The sequence below is a fragment of the Streptomyces sp. NBC_00250 genome, from assembly GCF_036192275.1.
Taxonomy (GTDB): domain Bacteria; phylum Actinomycetota; class Actinomycetes; order Streptomycetales; family Streptomycetaceae; genus Streptomyces.
The window spans coordinates 2,706,655-2,729,686 of the sequence record NZ_CP108088.1; the positions used below are offsets into that span (position 1 = coordinate 2,706,655).

Sequence of the window (23,032 nt, forward strand, 5' to 3'; positions counted from 1 at the left end):
ACGGCCGGGGCCGATCGACGGAATACTTTCCGCCGACCGGCCCCGGCTCACTGCTGCGATCGGATCGCTCCGACCCGACGCGATCAGTTGCGCGGCTTCTCGCGCATCTCGTACGTCGCGATGACGTCGTCGATCTTGATGTCGTTGAAGTTTCCGAGGTTGATACCGCCCTCGAAGCCTTCGCGGATCTCGGTGACGTCGTCCTTGAAGCGGCGCAGACCGTGGATCGTGAGGTCCTCGGCGATGACCTTGCCGTCGCGGACGAGGCGCGCCTTGGTGTTGCGCTTGACCTCGCCGGAGCGGATGAGGACACCGGCGATGTTGCCCAGCTTGGACGAGCGGAAGACCTCGCGGATCTCCGCCGTACCGAGCTCGACCTCTTCGTACTCCGGCTTGAGGAGGCCCTTGAGCGCCGCCTCGATCTCCTCGATCGCCTGGTAGATGACCGAGTAGTACCGGACGTCGACGCCCTCGCGCTCCGCCATCTGCGCGGCACGGCCGGCCGCACGGACGTTGTAGCCGATGACGATGGCGTCGGAGCCCATGGCCAGGTCGATGTCCGACTCGGTGACCGCACCCACACCGCGGTGCAGGACACGGATGTCGACCTCTTCGCCGACGTCGAGCTGGAGCAGCGAAGCCTCCAGGGCCTCGACCGCACCGGACGCGTCGCCCTTGATGATGAGGTTGAGTTCCTGGACGAGACCGGCCTTGAGCACCTTGTCGAGGTCCTCGAGGGACACCCGGCGGACGCGCTTGGCGAAGGCGGCGTTGCGCTCACGCGCAGCGCGCTTCTCGGCGATCTGACGGGCCGTACGGTCCTCGTCGACGACCAGGAGGTTGTCGCCGGCACCCGGGACGTTGGTGAGACCCAGGACCAGGACGGGAGTCGACGGGGTCGCCTCCTCGACGTTGTTGCCCTTGTCGTCGAGCATCGCCCGGACACGGCCGTACGCGTCGCCGACCACCACGGTGTCGCCGATGCGCAGCGTTCCGCGCTGGACCAGGACGGTCGAGACGGCACCGCGACCGCGGTCGAGGTGGGACTCGATCGCAATACCCTGCGCGTCCTGGTTCGGGTTGGCCCGCAGGTCGAGCGAGGCGTCGGCGGTGAGGACGACGGCCTCCAGCAGGGAGTCGATGTGCAGACCCTGCTTGGCGGAGATGTCGACGAACATCGTGTCGCCGCCGTACTCCTCGGCCACCAGACCGAACTCGGTCAGCTGACCGCGGACCTTGGTCGGGTCCGCACCCTCGACGTCGATCTTGTTGACCGCGACGACGATCGGGACGCCGGCGGCCTTGGCGTGGTTGAGCGCCTCGATCGTCTGCGGCATGACGCCGTCGTTGGCCGCGACCACGAGGATCGCGATGTCGGTCGACTTCGCACCACGGGCACGCATGGCGGTGAACGCCTCGTGACCCGGGGTGTCGATGAAGGTGATGCGACGCTCTTCGCCGTTGACCTCGGTACCCACCTGGTAGGCACCGATGTGCTGGGTGATGCCACCGGCCTCGCCCGCGACGACGTTCGTCTTGCGGATCGCGTCGAGAAGTCGGGTCTTACCGTGGTCGACGTGACCCATGACGGTGACGACCGGCGGACGGGAGACCAGAGCCTCTTCGCCGCCCTCGTCCTCGCCGAACTCGATGTCGAAGGACTCGAGGAGCTCGCGGTCCTCTTCCTCCGGCGAGACGATCTGAACGGTGTAGTTCATCTCGTCGCCGAGCATCGACAGCGTGTCGTCGGACACGGACTGCGTGGCCGTGACCATCTCACCGAGGTTCATCATCACCGCGACGAGCGACGCCGGGTTGGCGCCGATCTTCTCGGCGAAGTCGGTGAGGGAGGCACCGCGCGACAGGCGAATGGTCTCGCCGTGGCCGCGAGGCAGCATCACGCCGCCCACGGACGGGGCCTGCATGGCCTCGTACTCCTGGCGCCTCTGACGCTTCGACTTGCGACCGCGACGCGCGGGACCGCCGGGACGACCGAAGGCGCCCTGCGTGCCACCACGTCCACCCGGACCGCCGGGACGGCCACCGAAGCCACCGGGACGACCGCCGAAGCCGCCGCCACCGCCGCCGGGACCACCCGGACGACCGCCGCCGCCACCACCGGGACCACCGGGACGACCGGCGAAGCCGCCGCCGCCACCGCCGGGACCGGCCGGACGACCGGCGAAGCCGGGACGACCGCCGCCGCCACCGCCGGGACCACCCGGACGGCCGCCGGGGCCACCGGGACCACGGCCACCGCCGCCGGGACCGGGACGCGGGCCGGCAGCGGGACGCTGCGGCATCATGCCCGGGTTGGGACGGTTACCGCCGGGCGCGCCGCCCGGACGGGGAGCCTGCGGGCGAGGCATGCCACCGGGGGTGGGACGCGCGCCGCCCGGGGCGCCGGGGCCGCCGGAACGCTGTGCGCCGCCGGGGCCACCCTGCGGACGCGGGGCGCCCGGAGCGGCACCGGGGCCGCCGGGACGGGGAGCGCCGCCACCCGGACGGGGCGTCTGCGGACGCGCCATGCCGGTGGAGCCACCCGAGGTGAAGGGGTTGTTGCCCGGACGCGGACCGGCCGGACGGGCACCGCCCGGACGGGGAGCGCCCTGGCCCTGCGGACGCGGGGCACCCTGGCCCTGCGGACGCGGCGCGCCCTGGCCCTGCGGACGGGCGGGACGCTCGGGGCGGTCGCCGGTGGGACGGGGTCCCTGGGCGGCGCCACCGGGGCGCTGACCGGCGGCGGGAGCCGACGGGGGCGCGGTGAACTCGGGCGCGGCCGGAGCCGGCGTGACCGGCTTGGGCGCGGGCTTCGGGCCCGGGCGGGGGCCCGAGGCGGCCGGAGCCGTGGAGGGGGTGCTGCTCGCGGCGGGCGCGACCGGAGTGACCGGGGCCGGCGCCGCAGGCGCGGCGGGGGCCGGCTTGGGGGCCGGGGCGCCGGGCTTCGGGGCAGCGGGACGTGCCGCGGCGGCCGGAGACGGCGCCGCGGGGGAAGGCGCAGCCTTGCGGGGCGCGCCGGGCTTGGCAGCGGTCTTGCCGGCGTTGCCGCCGGGACCCTGCAAAGCGTCAGTCAACTTGCGCACGACCGGCGCCTCGATCGTCGAGGACGCCGAACGGACGAATTCACCGAGTTCTTGGAGCTTGGCCATGACGACCTTGCTCTCTACACCGAACTCCTTGGCGAGTTCGTATACCCGGACCTTAGCCACTTTGCTCCTTTGTGAGGTCCGGGTTACCGCCGGACCGTCGCTACTTCATGGGCGTACTCATCGCGTACTCATCGAGTGCTCATCGCAATCTCGACCTACTTCCAACTCGCGAGGTACCTGACCGCACGGTGTTCCGTGCCGTACTTCTTGTTCACTGCGGTGCCGGCTGTTCGATGTGATGACGTAGTTCCGCTGTTTCGAGCGGGCCCTGGACCTTGAAGGCCCTCGGGAACGCTCGGCGGCGGACCGCCAGATCGAGACAAGCCACGGCGGGGTGCAGGTACGCACCCCGGCCGGGCAGCGTACCGCGATGATCAGGAACGCACTCGTCCTCGCTCACCACGATCCGCAGCAGATCGCTCTTGGCCGCTCGCTCCCGGCATCCCACACAGGTTCGCTCAGGGCACGCGCGGGCATGCGTCCGGCCAGACACGATTAAGTCTACCTCCCCGTACCGACCTCACCTGTTTGGGGCAAGAATCGAACAGTTGTTGGCCAAAAACGGTCTCAGTCCTCCGGACCGCTCGGCTCCGTGTCCGGCCGGATGTCGATCCGCCAGCCGGTGAGGCGCGCGGCGAGGCGGGCGTTCTGGCCCTCCTTGCCGATCGCCAGCGACAGCTGGTAGTCCGGCACCGTCACGCGCGCGGAGCGGGCCATCATGTCGACGACCTCGACCTTCGAGACCCGCGCCGGGGAGAGCGCGTTCGCCACCATCTCGGCCGGGTCGTCCGACCAGTCGACGATGTCGATCTTCTCGCCGAGCAGCTCCGCCATCACGTTCCGGACACGGCTGCCCATCGGACCGATGCAGGCGCCCTTGGGGTTCAGGCCCGAACGGGTGGAGCGGACGGCGATCTTGGTGCGGTGACCGGCCTCACGGGCGATGGCGGCGATCTCCACCGAGCCGTCGGCGATCTCCGGCACCTCGAGGGCGAAGAGCTTCTTCACCAGATTGGGGTGGGTACGCGAAAGGGTGACGGACGGACCGCGGACACCCTTCGCCACCCGGACGACGTACGTGCGCAGCCGCAGACCGTGCGTGTAGTCCTCGCCCGGCACCTGCTCCTGCACCGGAAGAATGGCTTCCAGCTTGTCGTCCAGCCGGACCAGGACGTTCTTCGGGTCCTTGCCCTGCTGCACCACACCGGCGACGACATCGCCCTCGCGGCGGGCGTACTCGCCGAACGTCACGTCGTTCTCGGCGTCCCGCAGTCGCTGCTGGATCACCTGGCGGGCGGTGCTCGCCGCGATCCGGCCGAAGTCGGACGGGGTGTCGTCGAAGTCCTTGGGCTCCTGGCCCTCCTCCAGATCGGAGGGGTCTTCCTTCGCCCACACCGTCACGTGACCGGTGAGCCGGTCCAGCTCCACACGCGCGTGGCGGCGGGCGTCGGGGGTGCGGTGGTAGGCGATGAGGAGGGCCGACTCGATCGCCTCGACCAGCAGGTCGAAGGAGATCTCCTTCTCATTCGCCAAGCCCTTGAGCAGCTTCACGTCGATGTCCACGGCTACGCCTCCTCTTCCTTCTTGTCCTTGCGGTTGAACTCGATCTCGACACGCGCCTTGACCACGTCGCCGAACTCGACCCGGCGGGCGGTGGGCTTGCGCCCCTTCACGCCCGGCACTTCGAGGTCGAGGCCGTCGTCGTCCACGGCGATGATCCGCGCGACCAGTTCTTCGGCTTCGGCGAGCTGGAGCTTGACCAGCCGGCCGGTGGCCCGTACGTAGTGGCGGTGCTGGGTCAGGGGGCGGTCGGCGCCGGGGGAGCTGACTTCGAGGACGTACTCGCCCTCGCCCATCGCGTCGGTCTCGTCGAGCTTCTCGGAGATCGCGCGGCTCAGCTCGGCACAGACGTCCAGCTCCACGCCCTCGTCCGAGTCGACGACGATCCGCAGCAGTCCACGACGGCCGGCCCGGGACACCTCGATCTCTTCCAGATCCAGGTCCTTCGCGTGGACGAGCGGCTCCACGAGTCCGCGCAGCCTGTCGCTCTGGGTGGTGCTCATCCGGGTGACTCCTCGGCCGCGTGTGCTGTTGTGGGTTCGCCGCGTGTTCGTCGCGTGTCAGACCAAAGGGTATCCGGTCCGGGAGGGTGTTGCCGTCCATCGCCCCGGGGCCCGCGGGTACGCTCGCCTGCGGTGATCCCGACGATCTTCGACCACGTAGCACAGCCGAGGGAGAGAGTGTGACGACGACGGGCAGGCGCGCACTCCTGACGGCGGGGATCTCCACCGCCGCGGCGGCACTGTCGGGCTGCACCTCCGAGGCCCCCGGTCCCCGGAAGCCCAGCGCCGCCGAGGTGGAGGCCGAACGGGTGGCACGGGCCGAGGCGAACCTGCGGCTGCGCTCCGTGACCGCCTCCAGGACCCTGCTGGAACGTTACGACGCGGCGCTCGCCGCGCACCCGGCCCTCGCGCCCCGGCTGAACCCGCTGCGGCGCTCGGTGGCGGCGCACGCCAAGGCCCTCGGCGAGGGCGGCACGACCGTACGGCCCGCGACGGCCTCACCGAGCGCCGCCTCCGCGAAGCCGACGCCCTCCCCCGTCCCCGTGACCGTCGCGGCCGACCCCCGGACCGCGCTCAAGGAGCTCGCGGCGGCCGAACGCGCCACCTCCGACGCACACACCGCCGCGCTGGTCACCGCCCCGTCCGAGTACGCCCGGCTGCTCGCCTCCGTGGCCGCCGCCGGCGCCGCGCACGCGTACCTGCTGACCGAAGGAGCACGGGCATGAGCGCCCTCGACGCGACCCAGGCCGCGCTGGCCGCCGAACACGCGGCGGTGTACGGGTACGGGGTCGTCGGCGGCCGGATCGGTGCCGAACGGCGGGCCGAGGCCACCGCCGCGTACGAGGCGCACCGGGCGCGCCGGGACGCGCTGCGCCGGAGCGTGCGCGACCTCGGCGGCACACCGGTCGCGGCGGAGGCCGCGTACGAGCTGCCGTTCCGGGTCGCGGACCCGGCCGGCGCCGCGCGCCTCGCGGCCGTCCTGGAGGACCGGGTGGCCGGGATCTACTCCGACCTGGTCCGGGCCGCCGAGGGCCCCGGGCGGCGCGAGGCGGCCGCCGCGCTGAGGGAGGCGGCGGTACGCGCCGTCCGCTGGCGCGGCAGCGACGTAACCTTTCCTGGGCTCGCCGAGCGGGTGTGAGTCCCGCCCCGACCGAAGGAACAACGTACGCATGGGTTTCGAACCGCCGCAGCGACTGATCAGGACGCTCGGCGAGACGTACGGGGACGCCGCGGCGGCCGAGTGGCTCGGGAAACTGCCCGAGCTCGCCGATCAGGTGCTCGACCACGCCTCTCTGGACACCGAACGGGTGATGGCGCCCGGCGGGCGGAGCAGCCTGGTCGTGCTCGTCCGGCGGCCCGACGGCTCCCCCGCCGCGCTCAAGATCGCGCCCCCGTTCGCCCGGCCGGACCTGGAGCGGGACGCGCTCGCGCACTGGAACGGCTGGGGCGCGGTCCGGCTCCTCGACGAGGCCGAGGAGGGCGCGCTCGTCCTCGAACGACTGCACCCCGAGGTCTCCCTGCGCTCGCTGCCCGAGGCGAAGGCGCTCCTGGAGGCGGCGGGGACCGTACGCAAGCTGTGGGTCGAGCCCGCGGCGGAGCACGGATTCGAGACCGTGACCGAACGGACCGCCCGGCAGGCGGCGGCGATGGTCCCGTACCGGTCCGAGGCGGCGACCTCGGAGCTGACGGCGGCGGCGCTCGCGGCGCGCGAGGAGCTGGTGGCGGCCTCCTCGGAGTCGATGCTGCTGCACGGGAACTTCCGGCAGGGCAAGGTACTCGGCGGTGACCGGGCGCCCTGGCTGGCCGTCGGCCCGGAGCCGCTGGTCGGCGAGCGGGCGTACGACCTGGCCCGGCTGGTACGGGACCGGGTCGAGGACCTGGTGGCCGCGTCCTCGGGCGCCTCGGCCGCCCGGCGGCGGGTCAACAAGCTGGCGGACTCCCTGGACCTGGACCGGGAGCGGCTGCGCGGCTGGACGCTGTTCCGCGCGGTCGAGTCGGGGACGCGGGCGCTGACGGCGGGGCGCCGGCAGGATGCCGAGCTGCTCCTTGAGTTCGCGAGCTGGCTGTAGGGGAATACCCTTTTTGTACCGTTCGGCTCAATCCAGGGGGCCGTGATGATCGAAGAGCTGCTGGTGGCGGTGGCCGGCGCGGCCGCGGCGGCCGCCGTGTACGCCGGTGCGGCCGCGCGGGTCGTGAAGCAGTACGAGCGAGGCGTCGTGTTCCGCTTCGGGCGGCTGCGCGACGACGTGAGATCACCCGGCTTCACGATGATCGTTCCGGTCGTCGACCGCCTGCACAAGGTGAACATGCAGATCGTCACGATGCCCGTGCCCGCGCAGGAGGGCATCACGCGGGACAACGTGACGGTGCGGGTCGACGCGGTCGTCTACTTCAAGGTCGTCGACGCGGCGGACGCCCTCATACGGGTCGAGGACTACAAGTTCGCGGTCTCCCAGATGGCCCAGACCTCGCTGCGGTCCATCATCGGCAAGAGCGATCTGGACGACCTGCTGTCCAACCGCGAGAAGCTCAACCAGGGCCTTGAACTGATGCTCGACAGCCCGGCGATGGGCTGGGGCGTCGCGATCGACCGCGTCGAGATCAAGGACGTCTCCCTCCCGGAGACGATGAAGCGCTCGATGGCCCGGCAGGCGGAGGCCGACCGGGAACGCCGGGCACGGGTCATCAACGCGGACGCGGAACTCCAGGCCTCGAAGAAGCTGGCGGAGGCGGCGGAGGTCATGTCCGACCAGCCCGCGGCGCTGCAACTGCGCCTGCTGCAGACGGTGGTGGCGGTGGCGGCGGAGAAGAACTCGACGCTGGTACTGCCGTTCCCGGTGGAGCTGCTGAGGTTCCTGGAGCGGTCGACGGCGGGGGCTCCGGCCGCCGTGAACGAGACACGCGCCGTGGCGCCGACTCCGTCGCCGCCGCCGGTCAGTGACGCGTATCTGAAGGGCGCGGCGCACGCGGCCGAAGGGGTGGAGCCGGTGGAGGACCTGGCGGGGGCGTCGGTGGAGCCGGCACCACCGGAGGAAGGCGCCTGAGGGTCCCACGACGTGAGGGAGGGGCGGGGGCCTCGGGCCCCCGCCCCTCCCTCACGTTTCCCGGAGTCAGGCGGTCAGGCGGGCGATCGCCTCGTCCACCGTCAGTTCCTCGCGGTCGCCGGTGCGGCGGTCCTTGAGTTCCACGACGCCCTCCGCCGAGCGACGGCCCGCGACCAGGATCTTCGGGACGCCCATCAGCTCCGCGTCGGTGAACTTGACGCCCGGGGAGACGCCCGCGCGGTCGTCGACGAGGACGCGGAGGCCCGCGGCGGACAGCTTGTCGGAGACCTCCAGGGCCAGCTCGGTCTGGAGGGCCTTGCCGGCCGCGACGACGTGGACGTCGGCCGGGGCGACCTCGGCGGGCCAGCACAGGCCCTTCTCGTCGGCCGACTGCTCGGCCAGCGCGGCGACGGCGCGCGAGACGCCGATGCCGTACGAGCCCATGGTGACGCGGACGGGCTTGCCGTTCTGGCCGAGGACGTCGAGCTTGAGGGCGTCGGCGTACTTGCGGCCCAGCTGGAAGATGTGGCCGATCTCGATGGCGCGGTCCAGCTTCAGGCCGGTGCCGCACTTGGGGCACGGGTCGCCCTCCTGCACGACGACGACGTCGACGTACTCCTCGACCTCGAAGTCACGGCCCGCGACGACGTTCTTCGCGTGCATGCCGTCCTTGTTCGCGCCGGTGATCCACGCGGTGCCCGGGGCCACCCGGGGGTCGGCGATGTACGTGACCTTCTCCAGGCCCTGCGGGCCGACGTAGCCCCGCACGAGGTCCGCGCGCTCGGCGAAGTCGGCCTCGGTGACCATCTCGACGGTCGCCGGGGCGAAGTGCTCCTCGACCTTGCCCATGTCGACCTCGCGGTCGCCGGGCACGCCCACGGCGACGATCTCGCCGTCGACCTTGACCAGGAGGTTCTTCAGCGTGGCGGAGGCCGGGACGCCGAGCGAGGCGGCCAGCGTCTCGATGGTCGGGGTGTCGGGGGTGGGGATCTCCTCGGCGGCCGGGACGGCGGAGCCGTCGACCGGCTGCAGCTCGTACGAGATCGCCTCGGTGTTCGCCGCGAAGTCGCAGTTCGGGCAGTCGGCGAAGGTGTCCTCGCCGGCCTCGGCCGGGGCGAGGAACTCCTCGGACTTCGAGCCGCCCATCGCGCCGGCGGTGGCCGCGACGATGCGGTAGTCGAGGCCGAGGCGCTCGAAGACCCGCTGGTAGGCCTGGCGGTGCAGGGCGTAGGACTGGGCGAGGCCCTCGTCCTCCGTGTCGAAGGAGTACGAGTCCTTCATCAGGAACTCGCGGCCGCGGAGGATGCCGGCGCGGGGGCGGGCCTCGTCACGGAACTTGTTCTGGATCTGGTACAGGATGACCGGCAGGTCCTTGTAGGACGAGCACTGGTCCTTGACCAGGAGGGTGAAGATCTCCTCGTGCGTCGGGCCGAGGAGGTAGTCGCCGCCCTTGCGGTCCTGGAGGCGGAAGAGCTCGGCGCCGTACTCGTCCCAGCGGCCCGTCGCCTCGTACGGCTCACGCGGCAGCAGCGCGGGGAGGGTGACCTCCTGCGCGCCGATCGCGTCCATCTCCTCGCGGACGATGCGCTCGATGTTGGAGAGGACCTTCTTGCCGAGGGGCAGCCAGCTCCAGATGCCGGCGGCGGTGCGGCGCACGTAACCGGCGCGGACGAGGAGCTTGTGACTGAGGACCTCGGCGTCGGCCGGGTCGTCGCGCAGCGTCTTCGCCATCAACTGGGACATGCGCTGGACCGGTGCGTTGGCCATGGTTCTCGTACTCCTGCCGGGTAAGGATGGTGCCCCGAGATTAGCCGGGCCGCCCCGAGTCGGAGAAATCAGTTCCGGCGCTTGAGCGGCAGGGGCGCGCCCATCACCGCGTACGGGCGGGCGGCGCTCGGGAAGTGGACCTGGCGGGCGAGGTCCTCGTAGCCGAGCGAGCGGTAGAGGCCGCGGGCCGGGCTCTCGGTGTCGATCGCGGAGAGGATGGAGCGCGGCTCGGCGGCGCTGTCGGTGATGGTGGTGATCAGCTCGCGGCCCACGCCGCGCCCCTGGTGGGCCGGGTGGACGTGCAGTTCGGTGATGACGAAGGAGTCGTCGAGCCAGTCGGTGGTGCCGGTCGCGCGCAGGTACGACTCGACGACGGTGGACCACCAGTGACCGCGGTCGTTGGGCATCCCGTACACGAATCCGACGAGCTTCCCGTCAGGGGTGGTGGCCCCGTAGGCGCGGGCACCGGGGCTCATCAGGTGGCGCAGCACGATGTGCCGGCGTACGGCGATCTCGTCCTCGTCCAGGCCGAAGGCGAGCGCCTGCACGGCGAGTGCCTCGTCCACGCGGGCGGCGAGATTGACCGGTCCGATCATGACTTCTGCGTCATCCATGCGGCGCACCCTACAAGCGGCCGGGGCCTCAGAACAGCACGCTCATGAAGGCGCCGGTCTCCTGGAAGCCGACGCGGCGGTACGAGGCCCTCGCGGGGGTGTTGTAGTCGTTCACGTACAGGCTGACGACGGGTGCGACATCCGCCAGGGCGTACCGGAGGACGGCGGCCATGCCCGATTCGGAGAGGCCCTTGCCGCGGTGCTCGGGGGCGACCCAGACGCCCTGGATCTGGCAGGCCTGTCGGGTGGCGGCGCCGATCTCGGCCTTGAAGACGACCTTGCCGTCCTCGATGCGGGCGAAGGAGCGGCCGGCGCCGACGAGCTCGGCGACCCGGGCCTGGTAGAGGAGTCCGCCGTCGTTGGCGAGCGGGGAGATGCCGACCTCCTCGGTGAACATGGCCACGCAGGCGGGCATGATCACGTCCATCTCGTCCTTGCGGACGCGGCGCACCAGCGGGTCGGGGGCGACGGTGACGGAGGGTTCCTCGGCGACCATCAGCGGCTGGCGGGCGCGGACGTCCCTGGCCGGGCCCCAGCTGGGCTCCAGGAGCCGCCACAGTTCGGTGGTGGGCTCGGCGGGACCGACGATCGAGGAGCAGCGGCGGCCGATCCTGCGGGCCCGGTCGGCGAAGGCGCGGACCGCCTCGGGGGTCGCGCAGAGGGGCACGAGGTTGGCGCCTGAGTAGCAGAGGGAGCGCAGCCGGCCCTCGCTGTACCAGCCCCACATCTCGCCGCCGAGGCGCCAGGGGTCGAGCCCGGCGACCTGGACGCGGGCGGTCACGAAGGCGTTCTCGACGGGGGCGCTCTCCAGAACGGCGAGTGCGGCGCCGAGGTCGGCGGGTTCGAGGACCCGGGTGGCGGGTTGTGTCAGCACGAAGGGGGCCTCACCGTACGGTTCTACGTGGTCCCAGCACTTTACCCCTCTCGCCTGTGGCGGGGCCCTTCACGCACACGAAGCCCCTCCGCCCGGTGGGGTGGAGGGGCTTCGGCGTGGAAGGCCGGGGGTCAGCCGGCGACGGCGACCGACGGTTCGCCGCTGGCGACGCCGTCCTTCTCCATCTGCTCGGCGATCTTCAGCGCCTCTTCGATGAGGGTCTCGACGATCTTCGACTCGGGGACGGTCTTGATGACCTCGCCCTTGACGAAGATCTGGCCCTTGCCGTTGCCGGAGGCGACGCCGAGGTCGGCCTCGCGGGCCTCGCCCGGGCCGTTGACGACGCAGCCCATGACGGCCACGCGCAGCGGGACGGTCATGCCGTCGAGACCGGCGGTGACCTCCTCCGCGAGCTTGTAGACGTCGACCTGGGCGCGACCGCAGGACGGGCAGGAGACGATCTCCAGACGGCGCTGGCGCAGGTTCAGCGACTCCAGGATCTGCATACCGACCTTGATCTCCTCGGCCGGCGGCGCGGAGAGGGAGACCCGGATGGTGTCGCCGATGCCCTGGGAGAGCAGCGCGCCGAAGGCGACGGCCGACTTGATGGTGCCCTGGAAGGCGGGGCCCGCCTCGGTGACGCCGAGGTGCAGCGGGTAGTCGCACTGGGCGGCGAGCTGGCGGTACGCCTCGACCATGATCACCGGGTCGTTGTGCTTGACCGAGATCTTGATGTCGCGGAAGCCGTGCTCCTCGAAGAGGGAGGCCTCCCAGAGGGCGGACTCGACGAGCGCCTCGGGGGTGGCCCTGCCGTACTTCTTGAGCAGGCGCGCGTCGAGCGAGCCGGCGTTGACGCCGATGCGGATCGGGGTGCGGGCGTCGGAGGCCGCCTTGGCGATCTCCTTGACCTTGTCGTCGAACTGCTTGATGTTGCCGGGGTTGACGCGGACGGCCGCGCAGCCCGCGTCGATCGCCGCGAAGACGTACTTCGGCTGGAAGTGGATGTCGGCGATCACCGGGATCTGCGACTTCCGCGCGATGACCGCGAGGGCGTCGGCGTCGTCCTGGGTGGGGCAGGCCACGCGCACGATCTGGCAGCCGGAGGCCGTCAGCTCGGCGATCTGCTGCAGCGTGGCGCCGATGTCGGACGTGCGGGTGGTGGTCATCGACTGCACGGAGACGGGTGCGTCACCGCCGACGGCCACGCTGCCGACCTGGATCTGGCGGCTCTTGCGCCGCTCGGCGAGCCGGGTCGGGACGGTCGGGATACCGAGAGAAATCGCGGTCATCTTTTGTGCAACCTCAAGGTTGTGCGTCGGCGGGCTCAGGTCTCCGAGGTTACCGCCCCGGGGGCGGGAGGCCGGACACCACGGGGTCCGGCCTCCCCTGGGAGCTACGTGATCTTCACCGGATTGACGATGTCGGCGGCGAGGACGAGCAGCGTGAAGCAGACGAAGACACCGGCCACCACGTAGGCGGCGGGCATCAGCTTGGCCACGTCGAACGGGCCGGGGTCGGGGCGCTTGAAGATCCGGGCCGTGTGGCGGCGTACGGACTCCCACAGGGCGCCCGCGATGTGACCGCCGTCGAGCGGCAGCAGCGGGAGCATGTTGAACAGGAACAGCGAGACGTTGAACATCACCAGGATGTTCATGAAATACACGAGGATCCGCTCGGGCGGGGCCTCGACGGTCATCAGTTCGCCGGTGATCCGGGCGGCGCCGAGGACGCCGACCGGCGAGTCGTCGGCGCGCTCGCCGTCGCCGAAGGTGGCGTCCCAGAGCCCGGGGATCTTGCCTGGGAGCGCGATGACCGAGTGGACGCCGGTCTCCAGGAGATCGGACATGCGGTCGGTGGTCTCGACGAAGGTGAGGGGCGCGACCTCGGTCTTGGAGGCGAAGCCCAGGTAGCCGGCGTCGATGTACGTGACCGGCTGGACGACCTCGCCGTCCTCGTCCTTCCTCGGCACCTTGTTGGAGACGAGGGTGGGGTGCAGCTCGACCCGCTGTCCGGCCCGCTCGACGGTGACCGTCGCGGGGCCGATGGTGTCGCGGATGCGGTCGGACAGGGTGTCCCAGTCACCGACCGGCGCGCCGTTGAAGGCGACGATCTTGTCGCCGTCCTTCAGTCCCGCCTGGAAGGCCGGCGACACCGGGTCGCTCGCGGCGCACTTCTCGCGCTTCTCGCTCTGCTTGATGACGCACTTCTGAACGCCGGCGACCTCCGTCGTCTGCCCCTCGATGCCCAGCGTCATCATCGAGCCGAAGAACAGCGCCGCCGCCAGGACCAGGTTCATGAACGGCCCGGCGAACATCACGATCACGCGCTTCCACGGCTTGCGCGTGTAGAAGAGCCGGGTCTCGTCGCCGGGCTTGAGCTCCTCGTACGAGGCCTCCCGGGCGTCCTCGATCATGGAGCGCCAGGGCGAGGTGGAACGGGCCTCGATCTTGCCGTCCTCGCCCGGCGGGAACATGCCGATCATGCGGATGTAGCCGCCGGCGGGGATGGCCTTGATGCCGTACTCGGTCTCGCCGCGCTTCCTCGACCAGATCGTGGGGCCGAAGCCGACCATGTACTGCGGCACGCGGATGCCGAAGAGCTTGGCCGTGGAGAGGTGGCCCAGCTCGTGCCAGGCGATGGAGACGAGGAGGCCGAGGGCGAACAGCACGATGCCCAGGGCGTACAGGAGCATTTCGTTCATGCGCGGGCCTCCGCTGTTGCCTTCGCTGCGAGCTCTCGGGCCCGGGCGCGCGCCCAGGTCTCCGCTTCGAGGACGTCCGACACCGTGAGCGAGGTTCCCCCGCTGGGCTTTCCGTGCTCGGTGACGACCGCTGTGACCGTATCCATGATTCCGTTGAACGGCAGCCGTCCCGCGAGAAACGCCTCGACGCACTCCTCGTTGGCGGCGTTGAACACGGCGGGGGCGGTGCCGCCCAGCTCGCCGACGTGCCGGGCCAGGCCGACCGACGGGAACGCCTCGGTGTCGAGCGGGAAGAACTCCCAGGTGGAGGCCTTGGTCCAGTCGAACGCGGGAGCCGCGTCCGGGACCCGCTCGGGCCAGCCGATGCCGATGGCGATCGGCCCGCCCATGTCCGGCGGGGTGGCCTGGGCGAGCGTGGAGCCGTCCGTGAACTCGACCATCGAGTGCACGTACGACTGCGGGTGGACGACGACCTCGATGCGGTCGAAGGGGATGTCGTACAGCAGGTGGGCCTCGATGACCTCCAGGCCCTTGTTCACCAGGGTGGCGCTGTTCACCGTGATCACCGGGCCCATGGCCCAGGTCGGGTGGGCGAGCGCGTCCTCGCGGGTGACGTCGGCGAGCTGTGCGCGCGTACGGCCGCGGAAGGGGCCGCCGGAGGCGGTGACGACCAGCTTGCGGACGTCGGCGCGGGTGCCCGCGGCCAGCGCCTGGAAGAGGGCGGCGTGCTCGGAGTCGACCGGGATGATCTGACCGGGCTTCGCGATCGCCTTCACCAGCGGGCCGCCGACGATCAGCGACTCCTTGTTGGCGAGGGCGAGGGTGCGGCCGGCTTCGAGGGCGGCGAGGGTCGGCGCGAGGCCGATGGAGCCGGTGATGCCGTTGAGGACGGTGTGGCACGGCGAGGCGGCGAGCTGGGTGGCCGCCTCGGGGCCCGCGAGCAACTCAGGCAGCGGCTCGGAGCCGTAGAGCGCCTTCAGCGCGTCACGCAGCTCCGGCAGCACCTCCTCGCGGGCCACGGCGACCGCGGCGACCTTCAGCCGGTGCGCCTGCTCGGCGAGCAGCGCGACCCGGCCGCCCGAGGCGGCCAGGGCGGTGACCCGGAAGCGGTCGGGGTTGCGCAGCACCAGGTCGATGGCCTGGGTACCGATGGACCCGGTCGAGCCGAGGACGACGATGTCCCGGCGTCCTTCGGAGACGTCGAAGGCGATATGGGGATCGGCGAGAGGAGAGGGGCGGTCGCTCATGCCCCCCATTCTTGCCGCAAACGCTGTGCGGTCTTCACGGGGGCGGGCTTCACGGGGTGTGGACGAACGTGTCGAAGACCCGGTGGAAGTCGGGGAACGTCTTCTTCACACAGCCGGGGTCGTCGAAAGTGATGCCGGGGGTGCGCAGGGCGGTGACCGCGAAGGACATGACGATCCGGTGGTCGCCGTGGGTGGCGATCTCGACGGGTCCGGTGGGCGTGCCGGGGTGGATCTCGATCCAGTCGGGGCCGGTGCGGACGGTGATGCCGAGGCGGCGCAGGTTCTCGGCGCAGGCGTCGAGGCGGTCGCACTCCTTGACCCGGGTGTTGGCGACGTCCTCGATGCGGACCGGCCCGTCGGCGAAGGGCGCGATCGCGGCGAGCGTCGGCATCGTGTCGGAGATGTCCCGCATGTTGACCGTGAGGCCGCGCAGGGTGCCGGTGGAGCGGACGGTGGTGCCCGTGTCGCCGATCTCGACGTCCGCGCCCATGCGTCGCAGTACGTCGACGAAGCCGAGGTCGCCCTGGAGGGCGCCGGTGCCGAGGCCGGGGACGGTGACGGAGCGGCCGGGTTCGAGGGCCGCGGCGGCGAAGAAGTAGCCGGCGGTGGAGGCGTCGGGCTCGATGCCGTACGTCCTGGCCCGGTAGCCGGTGGGGGCGACCCGGTAGGTCCGTCCCTCCTGGCGGATCTCGGCGCCGAAGCTCCGCATCATCGCCAGCGTGATCTCGACGTACGGCTCCGAGACCAGGTCGGTGACGGTGATGTCGAGGCCCTCGGCGGTGAGCGGACCCAGCATGAGCAGGGCCGTCAGGTACTGGGAGGACTGGCCGGCGTCGAGGGTGAGCGCGCCGCCCTTCACGCCGTGGGCGTGGACGTCGAGCGGGTGGTGCCCCTCCTTCTCGCCGTGGCGCAGGTCGACGCCGAGGGTGCGCAGGGCCTCCGTCAGGGGGGCGAGGGGCCGCCGCCTCATCTGCGCGGAGGCGTCGAAGCGGTAGGTGCCGTGGCCCGCGGCGGCGAGGGTGGGAAGGAAGCGGGCGGTGGTGGCGCCGTCACGGCAGTAGACGTCGGCGGAGTCCGCGCCGGGGCCGGCGGGGCGGCCCTCGATGTGCCAGGCGTCGGGCTCGCGGCGGACGGCGTAGCCGAGGGCGGTGAGGCCCTCCGCGAAGCCCTCGGTGTCGTCGGAGACGAGGGGCCTGAGGAGGGTGGTGGTGCCCTCGGCCGCGGCGGCGAGGAAGAGCGCGCGGGCGGTGACGGACTTGGAGCCGGGGATGTCGATGACGGTCACGTCCCACATCCTGCCGTTCCGTCCCGCCCGGTGGACCCGCGTTCCGCATGGCGGAACGCGGGCGGGTCGTTCACGGGATGCGGCGGTGGACGTCCTCCTGCGTCGAGGGGCCGGGGGTGGCGTCCGCGATCCAGGGGCCGTCGTCGCCCGGGTCGACGATGCCCTCCTCCAGCCAGGTGTACCGGCCGGCGAGGACGCCGTCGGCGACCCGCCGGTCGAGGTCGTCGGTGTTGGACCAGAGCCGCCCGAAGAGCTCCTCGATCCGCAGCCGGGCCTGGTGGCAGAAGGCGTCGGCGAGCTGATGGGCCTCGCGGCCGTGGTCTCCGGTGGTGCGCAGGAGTTCGGCCCGTACGCAGGCGGCGCTCATCGCGAAGAGTTCTGCGCCGATGTCGACGATCCGGCCGAGGAAAGCCTGCTTGAGCTCCATCCGGCCCTGCCAGCGGGACATCGCGTAGAAGGTCGAGCGGGCGAGCTTGCGGGAGGTCCGCTCGACGTACCGGAGGTGTCCCGCCAGCTCGCCGAACTCCCCGTACGTCCCCGGCAGCTGTCCGGGCCCGGTGACGAGGCCGGGCAGCCAGCGGGCGTAGAAGCCGCCGGCCCGGGCACCGGCCTTCGCCTTGTCGGCGAGCGACTTCCCGGGGTCGATGAGGTCACCGGCGACGGAGAGATGGGCGTCGACCGCCTCGCGGGCGATCAGCAGATGCATGATCTCGGTCGAGCCCTCGAAGATCCGGTTGATCCGCAGATCGCGCAGGACCTGCTCGGCGGGGACGGCGCGTTCGCCGCGGGCGGCGAGCGAGTCGGCGGTCTCGTAGCCGCGGCCGCCCCGGATCTGGACGAGTTCGTCGGCGATGAGCCAGGCCATCTCGGAGCCGTACAGCTTGGCGAGGGCGGCCTCGATCCGGATGTCGTTGCGGTCCTCGTCGGCCATCTGCGACGCGAGGTCGACGACCGCCTCCAGGGCGAAGGTGGTGGCCGCGATGAAGGAGATCTTGGTGCCGACGGCCTCGTGCCGGCCGACCGGCCCGCCCCACTGCTCGCGGACGCCCGCCCATTCACGGGCGATCTTCAGGCACCACTTCCCGGCGCCCGCGCAGGCCGCGGGGAGCGAGAGGCGGCCGGTGTTGAGGGTGGTGAGGGCGATCTTGAGACCGGCGCCCTCGGGGCCGATGCGGTGGGCGGCGGGCACGCGCACGCGGTGGAAGCGGGTGACTCCGTTCTCCAGGCCGCGCAGGCCCATGAAGGCGTTGCGGTGCTCGACGGTGATGCCGGGCGAGTCGGCCTCGACGACGAAGGCGGTGATGCCGCCGGGGTGTCCCTCGGAGGCCGGCACGCGGGCCATGACGACGAGCAGGTCGGCCACGACCCCGTTGGTGGTCCAGAGCTTGACCCCGTCGAGGACGTACGAGTCGCCCTCGGGCACCGCGGTGGTCGCGAGGCGCGCCGGGTCGGAGCCGACGTCGGGCTCGGTGAGCAGGAAGGCGGAGAGGTCGGTCCGGGCGAGCCGCGGCAGGAACGCGTCCTTCTGCTCCTGGGTGCCGAAAAGTTTCAGCGGCTGCGGTACGCCGATCGACTGATGCGCGGAGAGCAGCGCGCCGACGGCGGGACTGGCGGAGCCCACGAGGGCGAGGGCGCGGTTGTAGTACAGCTGGGTGAGGCCGAGGCCGCCGTACTTCCGGTCGATCTTCATCCCGAGCGCGCCGAGTTCCTTGAGCCCGGTGAGCGTCTCGTCCGGGATGCGCGCCTCGCGCTCGATGCGGGCGCCGTCGATCCGGGTCTCGCAGAACGCGCGGAGGGTGGCGAGAAAGGCCTCGCCGCGCCGGGCGTCCTCCTCGGCGGGGAGCGGGTGGGGATGGACGAGGTCGAGCCGGAACCGGCCCAGGAACAGCTCCTTGGCGAAGCTGGGTTTATGCCAGTCCCGCTCGCGTGCGGCCTCGGCGGTCTGCCGGGCCTCGTGCGCTGTGACCTTGGGCCGCTGGGTGGGGGCGGACATGGACACCTCCTCGGTCTCACTGTCCGTCGTACCCGATTTCGGGAGGTACGGACAGGCGGGAGACCCGACAGCGGCCCGGTTGTACGGCGAAAGGCGGCCCGAACCCCCGCACAGTGGGTTCGGACCGCCTGGTCTCGCGGGACGCACGCGTCCTTACAGGGCGAGGCCCGTCAGGACGAGGACGCGCTCGTAGGTGTAGTCGTCCATCGCGAACTTGACGCCCTCGCGGCCGACGCCGGAGCGCTTGGCGCCGCCGTACGGCATCTGGTCGGCGCGGTACGAGGGGACGTCGCCGACGATCACGCCGCCGACCTCCAGGGCGCGGTGGGCGCGGAAGGCGGCCTGCAGGTCGCGGGTGAAGACACCGGCCTGGAGGCCGAAGTCGGAGTCGTTGACCGCGGCGAAGGCCTCGGCCTCGCCGTCGACCTTGGCGATGGTCAGGACCGGGCCGAAGACCTCGGCGCGGGCCAGGGTGACGTCCGCCGGAAGCTCGGCGAGCACGGTCGGGGCGTAGGTCGCACCCTCGCGCTTGCCGCCCGCGAGGAGCTTGGCGCCGGCGGCGACGGCCTCGTCCACCCAGGACTCGACGCGCTTCGCGGCGGCCTCGTCGACCAGCGGGCCGACGTCGGTGGCGGAGTCGGACGGGTCACCGGTGACCTGGGCCTCTACGGCGGCGACGATCTTCGGCAGCAGGCGGTCGTGGACGGAGGAGTCGACGATCACGCGCTGGACGGAGATGCAGGACTGGCCGCCCTGGTAGTTGGAGAAGGTGGCGATACGGCTCGCCGCCCAGTCCAGGTCCTCCTCGGAGGACCAGTCGGGGAGGACCACGGCCGCGGCGTTGCCGCCGAGCTCCAGGGTGCAGTGCTTGTGCGGCACCGACTGCTGGATGGCGTAGCCGACCGTGTCGGAGCCGGTGAAGGAGATGACCGGGAGGCGCTCGTCCTGGACGAGGGCGGGCATGCGGTCGTTCGGCACGGTCAGGATCGACCAGGAGCCGGCCGGCAGGTCGGTCTCGGCCAGGATCTCGCCCAGGATCAGGGAGGAGATCGGCGTCGACGGGGCCGGCTTGAGGATGATCGGGGCGCCGACGGCGATGGCCGGGGCGACCTTGTGGGCGCTGAGGTTCAGCGGGAAGTTGAACGGCGCGATGCCGAGGACGACGCCCTTGGGGATGCGGCGGGTGAGGGCGAGGCGGCCCGCGCCGCCGGCCTCGGTGTCCAGGCGCTGGGCCTCGCCGGAGTTCCAGCGGCGGGCCTCTTCGGCGGCGAAACGGAAGACGGAGACGGCACGGCCGACCTCGCCGCGGGCCCACTTGATGGGCTTGCCGTTCTCGGCGGAGATCAGCAGGGCGATCTCCTCGGTGCGCTCGGCGAGCCGCTTCGACACGTGGTCGAGGGCGGCGGCGCGGACGTGCGCCGGGGTCGCGGCGAACTCGTCGACGACGGCGTGCGCCGCGGCGACGGCCTCCTCGACCTGGGCCTCGGTGGGCACGCTGACCTTGCCGACCAGACGCCCGTCGAAGGAGTTCGTGACGTCGAAGGTGGCCTCGCCGGTGGCCTCGCGGCCGGCGAGCCAGAAGGCGTGGGTGGTCGTCATTGCGTCCCGGCCCTTTCCGTTTCGGGGGGTGCGAGCGATTGCTCTCGTGACACGTTAGGGCCGAGGCGCCGAGCGTGGGCTTGTCCGGTGTGGAGTGATGGGTCCGGACCTCTGTCCGAATTGGCCGAAGCGGGGTCGTTGTCTCCTATCAGGAGGCCCGGGGCCGATGAGGTCACCGGCCTTCTCGGCTGTGCTGGAAGGCCGGGCTGCGTCCGAAGGGCCAGTTGTGCCTGAAGGTCGGGCTGTGCCTGAAGGCCGGGCTGTGTCCGGGGGAAGCGCTGCGTCTGGGGAGGGAGGGGGTCACCAGCGTTCGTACACCGAAAGGGGCCGCTGCCCCGCGCCCCAGCGCACCACGACGACCCGGTCCCCGTGGGTGAACAGCTCGCCGAGCGCGTCCGACGGACCCATCCGCTCGCGGAAGGCCCGGTCCTCCTCCTCGTCGCCGGTGGCGGCGTCGAAGACGTACAGCCCGTCGCCGTACTTCTTGTCGAGGCTCACGGTCGTCACACGGCCGCCCGTCACGTCCAGCTGCTCCAGGTCGGCGTTACCGAGGTCTGCCCGCCACACCTGGTCGCCGGTCGCCAGATCGAAGGCGACGACCCGCTCCCACGTGCTCTGGCTTCCCTCGTACGAGGCGATCGCGAAGAGCCTCCCGCCCCCGACCGCACTCTCCTCGATGGAACCGTAGTCGCCGATGTCGTCGATCCGTCCCTGAGGGCGGCCGTCGGGTCCGAAGGCGAGGGTGGCCCGCATCCCGCTGTCCGCCTGGTCCGCGACGGACACCACCGCGGGCTCGGCGGACAGGAGACGCACCTCCGCGTTCGCGGCCACGCCCCGCCGGGCGTCGAGCGGCACGGTCCAGCGCTCCTTGCCGTCGGCGGGGTCGAACGCGGCGAGCTTCGCCTCGGTGCCGCAGGCGACGGTGGCGAGGACCTGCTTCTCGGCGGCGGCGACGGAACCGGTGGCGCAGCCCTTCGGCACGGCGGCGTTCCAACGCGAGGCGCCCGTCCTCAGGTCGACGGCGCGCACCCGGCCCGTGCTGTCGCGCAGGACTCCGAGGCCACCGCCGGTGACGAGGGTGTCGTACGCGGCGGTGCCGGGCGCCGTGGTGTGCCACAGTTCGCGGCCGTCGGTGAGGTCGAGCGCGACGACGGTGGCACAGCGCTCGTCGTTCAGGCCGTACGCGAGGAGGACGACGGAACCGGTGGCGGCCGGACTGACGGCGCAGGTGTCCGCCCGGCCGGGCACGACGTACTCCCAGCGCTTGTGCCCCGATCCGACGTCGAAGCCGGTGACGCCGTCGAAGCGGCTGCGGGCGACGGTGTCTCCGACGAGCCAGGAGCTGTTGCCGCGATCGGACGCGCCGCGGTCGTACGGGGCCTCCCAGGCGGTCCTCATCGAGAAGAACGGCACATACCCGGAACCGGCCATGAAGACGAGGGCGAACCCGCCGACGACGGCGAGCAGGACGCCCCCCACAGTCAACAGGGCCAGCACCCTTCGCCACCCGCTCAACGGCTCCCGGCCGCTCCCGCTCCCCGTACGCGCTGCCATCCGGATCCCCACCCCTGGCTCGAAAGATCGAAACCCGGTCAGGCTAGCGGGCGGCGATCACCCGCGCCGCTCCGTGGACACGATCAGACAGACTCCGCCGACGACGATCGCGCCGCCGAGGACGATGGGCCACGACAGGGCCTCGTTGAGGACGAGGGCGCCCAGGGCGACCGCGACGACGGGGTTCACGTACGCGTAGGTGGCGACGAGGGAGAGCGGTGCGGCCTGGAGGAGCCAGGCGTACGCCGTGAAGGCCAGCAGCGAGCCGAAGACGATCAGATAGGCGAGCGCGGCCCAGGAACGGGTCGAGATCTCCGCCAGGTCGAGACCGTGCTGCTCGCCCCGGACCAGACCGATGGCCACGCCGGCGAGACCGCCCACGACCATCTCGTACGCACTGGCCGTGAAGGGGTTCGCGGGCATCGGGAGGCGCGCGGAGGAGAACGAACCGACGGACCACATCAGGGTCGCGACCACGACGAGGACGACCCCGACGACCTTCACGTCACCGCTGAGACCCGGCAGGGTCAGCACGGCGAGCCCCGCGAGCCCCAGAAGCACACCGGCGACCCCGCCTGCGCTCGGCCGCTGGCCGGTCGCGGCCTTCATGACGACGACCCAGGCCGGGACGACGGAGATCAGCAGGGCGGCCAGGCCGGAGGGTATGGAGGTCTCGGCGAGGACGACGAGGCCGTTGCCGCCGGGGATCAGGAGCAGACCGACGAGCACGGCCGAACCGAGCTGCCGACGGTTGACCTTGAGGGCTGCGGGCCCCTGGCGCCAGGCGATGATCCCGGCGAGGAGCAGACCGGCGGTGACGAAGCGGGCGCCCGAGGAGAGGAACGGCGGCATCGTCTCGACGACGATCCGGATGCCGAGGTACGTGGAGCCCCAGACGACGTACACGATGCCGAGCGCGGCCCACACGGCCCCGGTGATCCGACGGACGGGAACGGCGGGAGTGGCGGGAGCCTCGGTACGGGGCTCGGTGGTGGCCGGGGGTGCCTCGGGGGCCGGATCGACGGCGGGGCTTGTCATGAGCAGGAGAGTAAGGAGTCAGGGGCCCGATGACCAAGAAAATTGCCCGCATTCGGGCAGGCGAGGACCGATGGACGGGCGTGCGGAGGCCGTTCCGGGGGAAT

19 protein-coding genes are annotated in these 23,032 nt (G+C 71.6%); 4 read left to right on the forward strand and 15 right to left on the reverse strand.

Features of this window, described 5'->3' with window-relative positions:
- Positions 1-83 precede the first annotated feature (83 nt).
- From infB to rimP, 4 genes are all read right to left on the reverse strand, one after another.
- Complete coding sequence (infB, locus tag OG259_RS11975) at positions 84-3,209, reverse strand: translation initiation factor IF-2 (RefSeq protein ID WP_328942264.1); 3,126 nt, start codon at positions 3,207-3,209, stop codon at positions 84-86.
- 151 nt (positions 3,210-3,360) lie between these two features.
- Positions 3,361-3,642, reverse strand: coding sequence for a YlxR family protein (locus OG259_RS11980; protein ID WP_328942265.1), 282 nt, complete (start codon positions 3,640-3,642; stop codon positions 3,361-3,363).
- 74 nt (positions 3,643-3,716) lie between these two features.
- Positions 3,717-4,712 carry a transcription termination factor NusA gene (nusA, locus tag OG259_RS11985; protein WP_328942266.1) on the reverse strand — a complete coding sequence of 332 codons (996 nt, stop codon included), beginning with the start codon at positions 4,710-4,712 and terminating at the stop codon, positions 3,717-3,719.
- 2 nt (positions 4,713-4,714) lie between these two features.
- The gene (gene rimP / locus OG259_RS11990; protein ID WP_328942267.1) at positions 4,715-5,212 is read right to left on the reverse strand and encodes a ribosome maturation factor RimP; all 498 of its coding nucleotides are present in this window, start codon (positions 5,210-5,212) and stop codon (positions 4,715-4,717) included.
- A gap of 179 nt (positions 5,213-5,391) precedes the next feature.
- On the opposite strand from rimP, the gene OG259_RS11995 reads away from it, so the two are divergent.
- Genes OG259_RS11995 through OG259_RS12010 form a run of 4 tightly spaced genes read left to right on the forward strand, consistent with a single transcriptional unit; the run spans position 5,392 to position 8,256 of the window.
- Positions 5,392-5,937, forward strand: a complete 546-nt coding sequence (locus tag OG259_RS11995; protein WP_328942268.1) for a hypothetical protein — start codon at positions 5,392-5,394, stop codon at positions 5,935-5,937.
- Entirely contained in the window at positions 5,934-6,350 is a 417-nt protein-coding gene (locus OG259_RS12000) for a ferritin-like domain-containing protein (protein WP_328942269.1), read from the forward strand. Before OG259_RS11995 ends, OG259_RS12000 begins: the two co-directional genes overlap by 4 nt.
- A gap of 31 nt (positions 6,351-6,381) precedes the next feature.
- Positions 6,382-7,281: an aminoglycoside phosphotransferase family protein gene (locus OG259_RS12005; RefSeq protein WP_328942270.1), complete on the forward strand. Its 900-nt coding sequence runs from the start codon at positions 6,382-6,384 to the stop codon at positions 7,279-7,281.
- 45 nt (positions 7,282-7,326) lie between these two features.
- Entirely contained in the window at positions 7,327-8,256 is a 930-nt protein-coding gene (locus tag OG259_RS12010) for a slipin family protein (protein WP_328942271.1), read from the forward strand.
- A gap of 66 nt (positions 8,257-8,322) precedes the next feature.
- Here OG259_RS12010 and OG259_RS12015 read toward each other — a convergent pair whose 3' ends face one another.
- The 11 genes from OG259_RS12015 to OG259_RS12065 all read right to left on the reverse strand — a co-directional run bounded on the left by OG259_RS12015 (position 8,323) and on the right by OG259_RS12065 (position 22,928).
- Positions 8,323-10,023, reverse strand: coding sequence for a proline--tRNA ligase (locus tag OG259_RS12015; RefSeq protein WP_266897280.1), 1,701 nt, complete (start codon positions 10,021-10,023; stop codon positions 8,323-8,325).
- A 68-nt stretch (positions 10,024-10,091) separates the two neighbouring features.
- Positions 10,092-10,637, reverse strand: a complete 546-nt coding sequence (locus tag OG259_RS12020) for a GNAT family N-acetyltransferase (RefSeq protein WP_328942272.1) — start codon at positions 10,635-10,637, stop codon at positions 10,092-10,094.
- A gap of 28 nt (positions 10,638-10,665) precedes the next feature.
- The gene (locus tag OG259_RS12025) at positions 10,666-11,511 is read right to left on the reverse strand and encodes a GNAT family N-acetyltransferase (RefSeq protein WP_328942273.1); all 846 of its coding nucleotides are present in this window, start codon (positions 11,509-11,511) and stop codon (positions 10,666-10,668) included.
- Between the two features lie 131 nt (positions 11,512-11,642).
- Positions 11,643-12,800, reverse strand: coding sequence for a flavodoxin-dependent (E)-4-hydroxy-3-methylbut-2-enyl-diphosphate synthase (gene ispG, locus OG259_RS12030; RefSeq protein WP_030322406.1), 1,158 nt, complete (start codon positions 12,798-12,800; stop codon positions 11,643-11,645).
- A gap of 104 nt (positions 12,801-12,904) precedes the next feature.
- The gene (locus OG259_RS12035; RefSeq protein WP_328942274.1) at positions 12,905-14,212 is read right to left on the reverse strand and encodes a M50 family metallopeptidase; all 1,308 of its coding nucleotides are present in this window, start codon (positions 14,210-14,212) and stop codon (positions 12,905-12,907) included.
- Positions 14,209-15,459, reverse strand: coding sequence for a 1-deoxy-D-xylulose-5-phosphate reductoisomerase (gene dxr / locus OG259_RS12040; protein ID WP_328942275.1), 1,251 nt, complete (start codon positions 15,457-15,459; stop codon positions 14,209-14,211). The genes OG259_RS12035 and dxr overlap by 4 nt, the downstream gene beginning before the upstream one ends.
- A 49-nt stretch (positions 15,460-15,508) precedes the next feature.
- On the reverse strand, positions 15,509-16,744 hold the full coding sequence (gene aroA, locus OG259_RS12045) for a 3-phosphoshikimate 1-carboxyvinyltransferase (RefSeq protein WP_328942276.1): 1,236 nt from the start codon (positions 16,742-16,744) through the stop codon (positions 15,509-15,511).
- 70 nt (positions 16,745-16,814) lie between these two features.
- The gene (locus tag OG259_RS12050) at positions 16,815-18,737 is read right to left on the reverse strand and encodes an acyl-CoA dehydrogenase family protein (RefSeq protein WP_328942277.1); all 1,923 of its coding nucleotides are present in this window, start codon (positions 18,735-18,737) and stop codon (positions 16,815-16,817) included.
- A gap of 153 nt (positions 18,738-18,890) precedes the next feature.
- Positions 18,891-20,336 (reverse strand): aldehyde dehydrogenase family protein, encoded by a 1,446-nt coding sequence (locus OG259_RS12055; RefSeq protein ID WP_328942278.1) that lies wholly within the window; start codon positions 20,334-20,336, stop codon positions 18,891-18,893.
- Positions 20,337-20,636: 300 nt separating this feature from the next.
- Positions 20,637-21,815: an outer membrane protein assembly factor BamB family protein gene (locus tag OG259_RS12060; RefSeq protein WP_328947062.1), complete on the reverse strand. Its 1,179-nt coding sequence runs from the start codon at positions 21,813-21,815 to the stop codon at positions 20,637-20,639.
- 132 nt (positions 21,816-21,947) lie between these two features.
- A complete protein-coding gene (locus tag OG259_RS12065; RefSeq protein ID WP_328942279.1) occupies positions 21,948-22,928 on the reverse strand; it encodes an EamA family transporter in 981 nt (326 codons plus the stop codon).
- Positions 22,929-23,032: the final 104 nt, after the last annotated feature.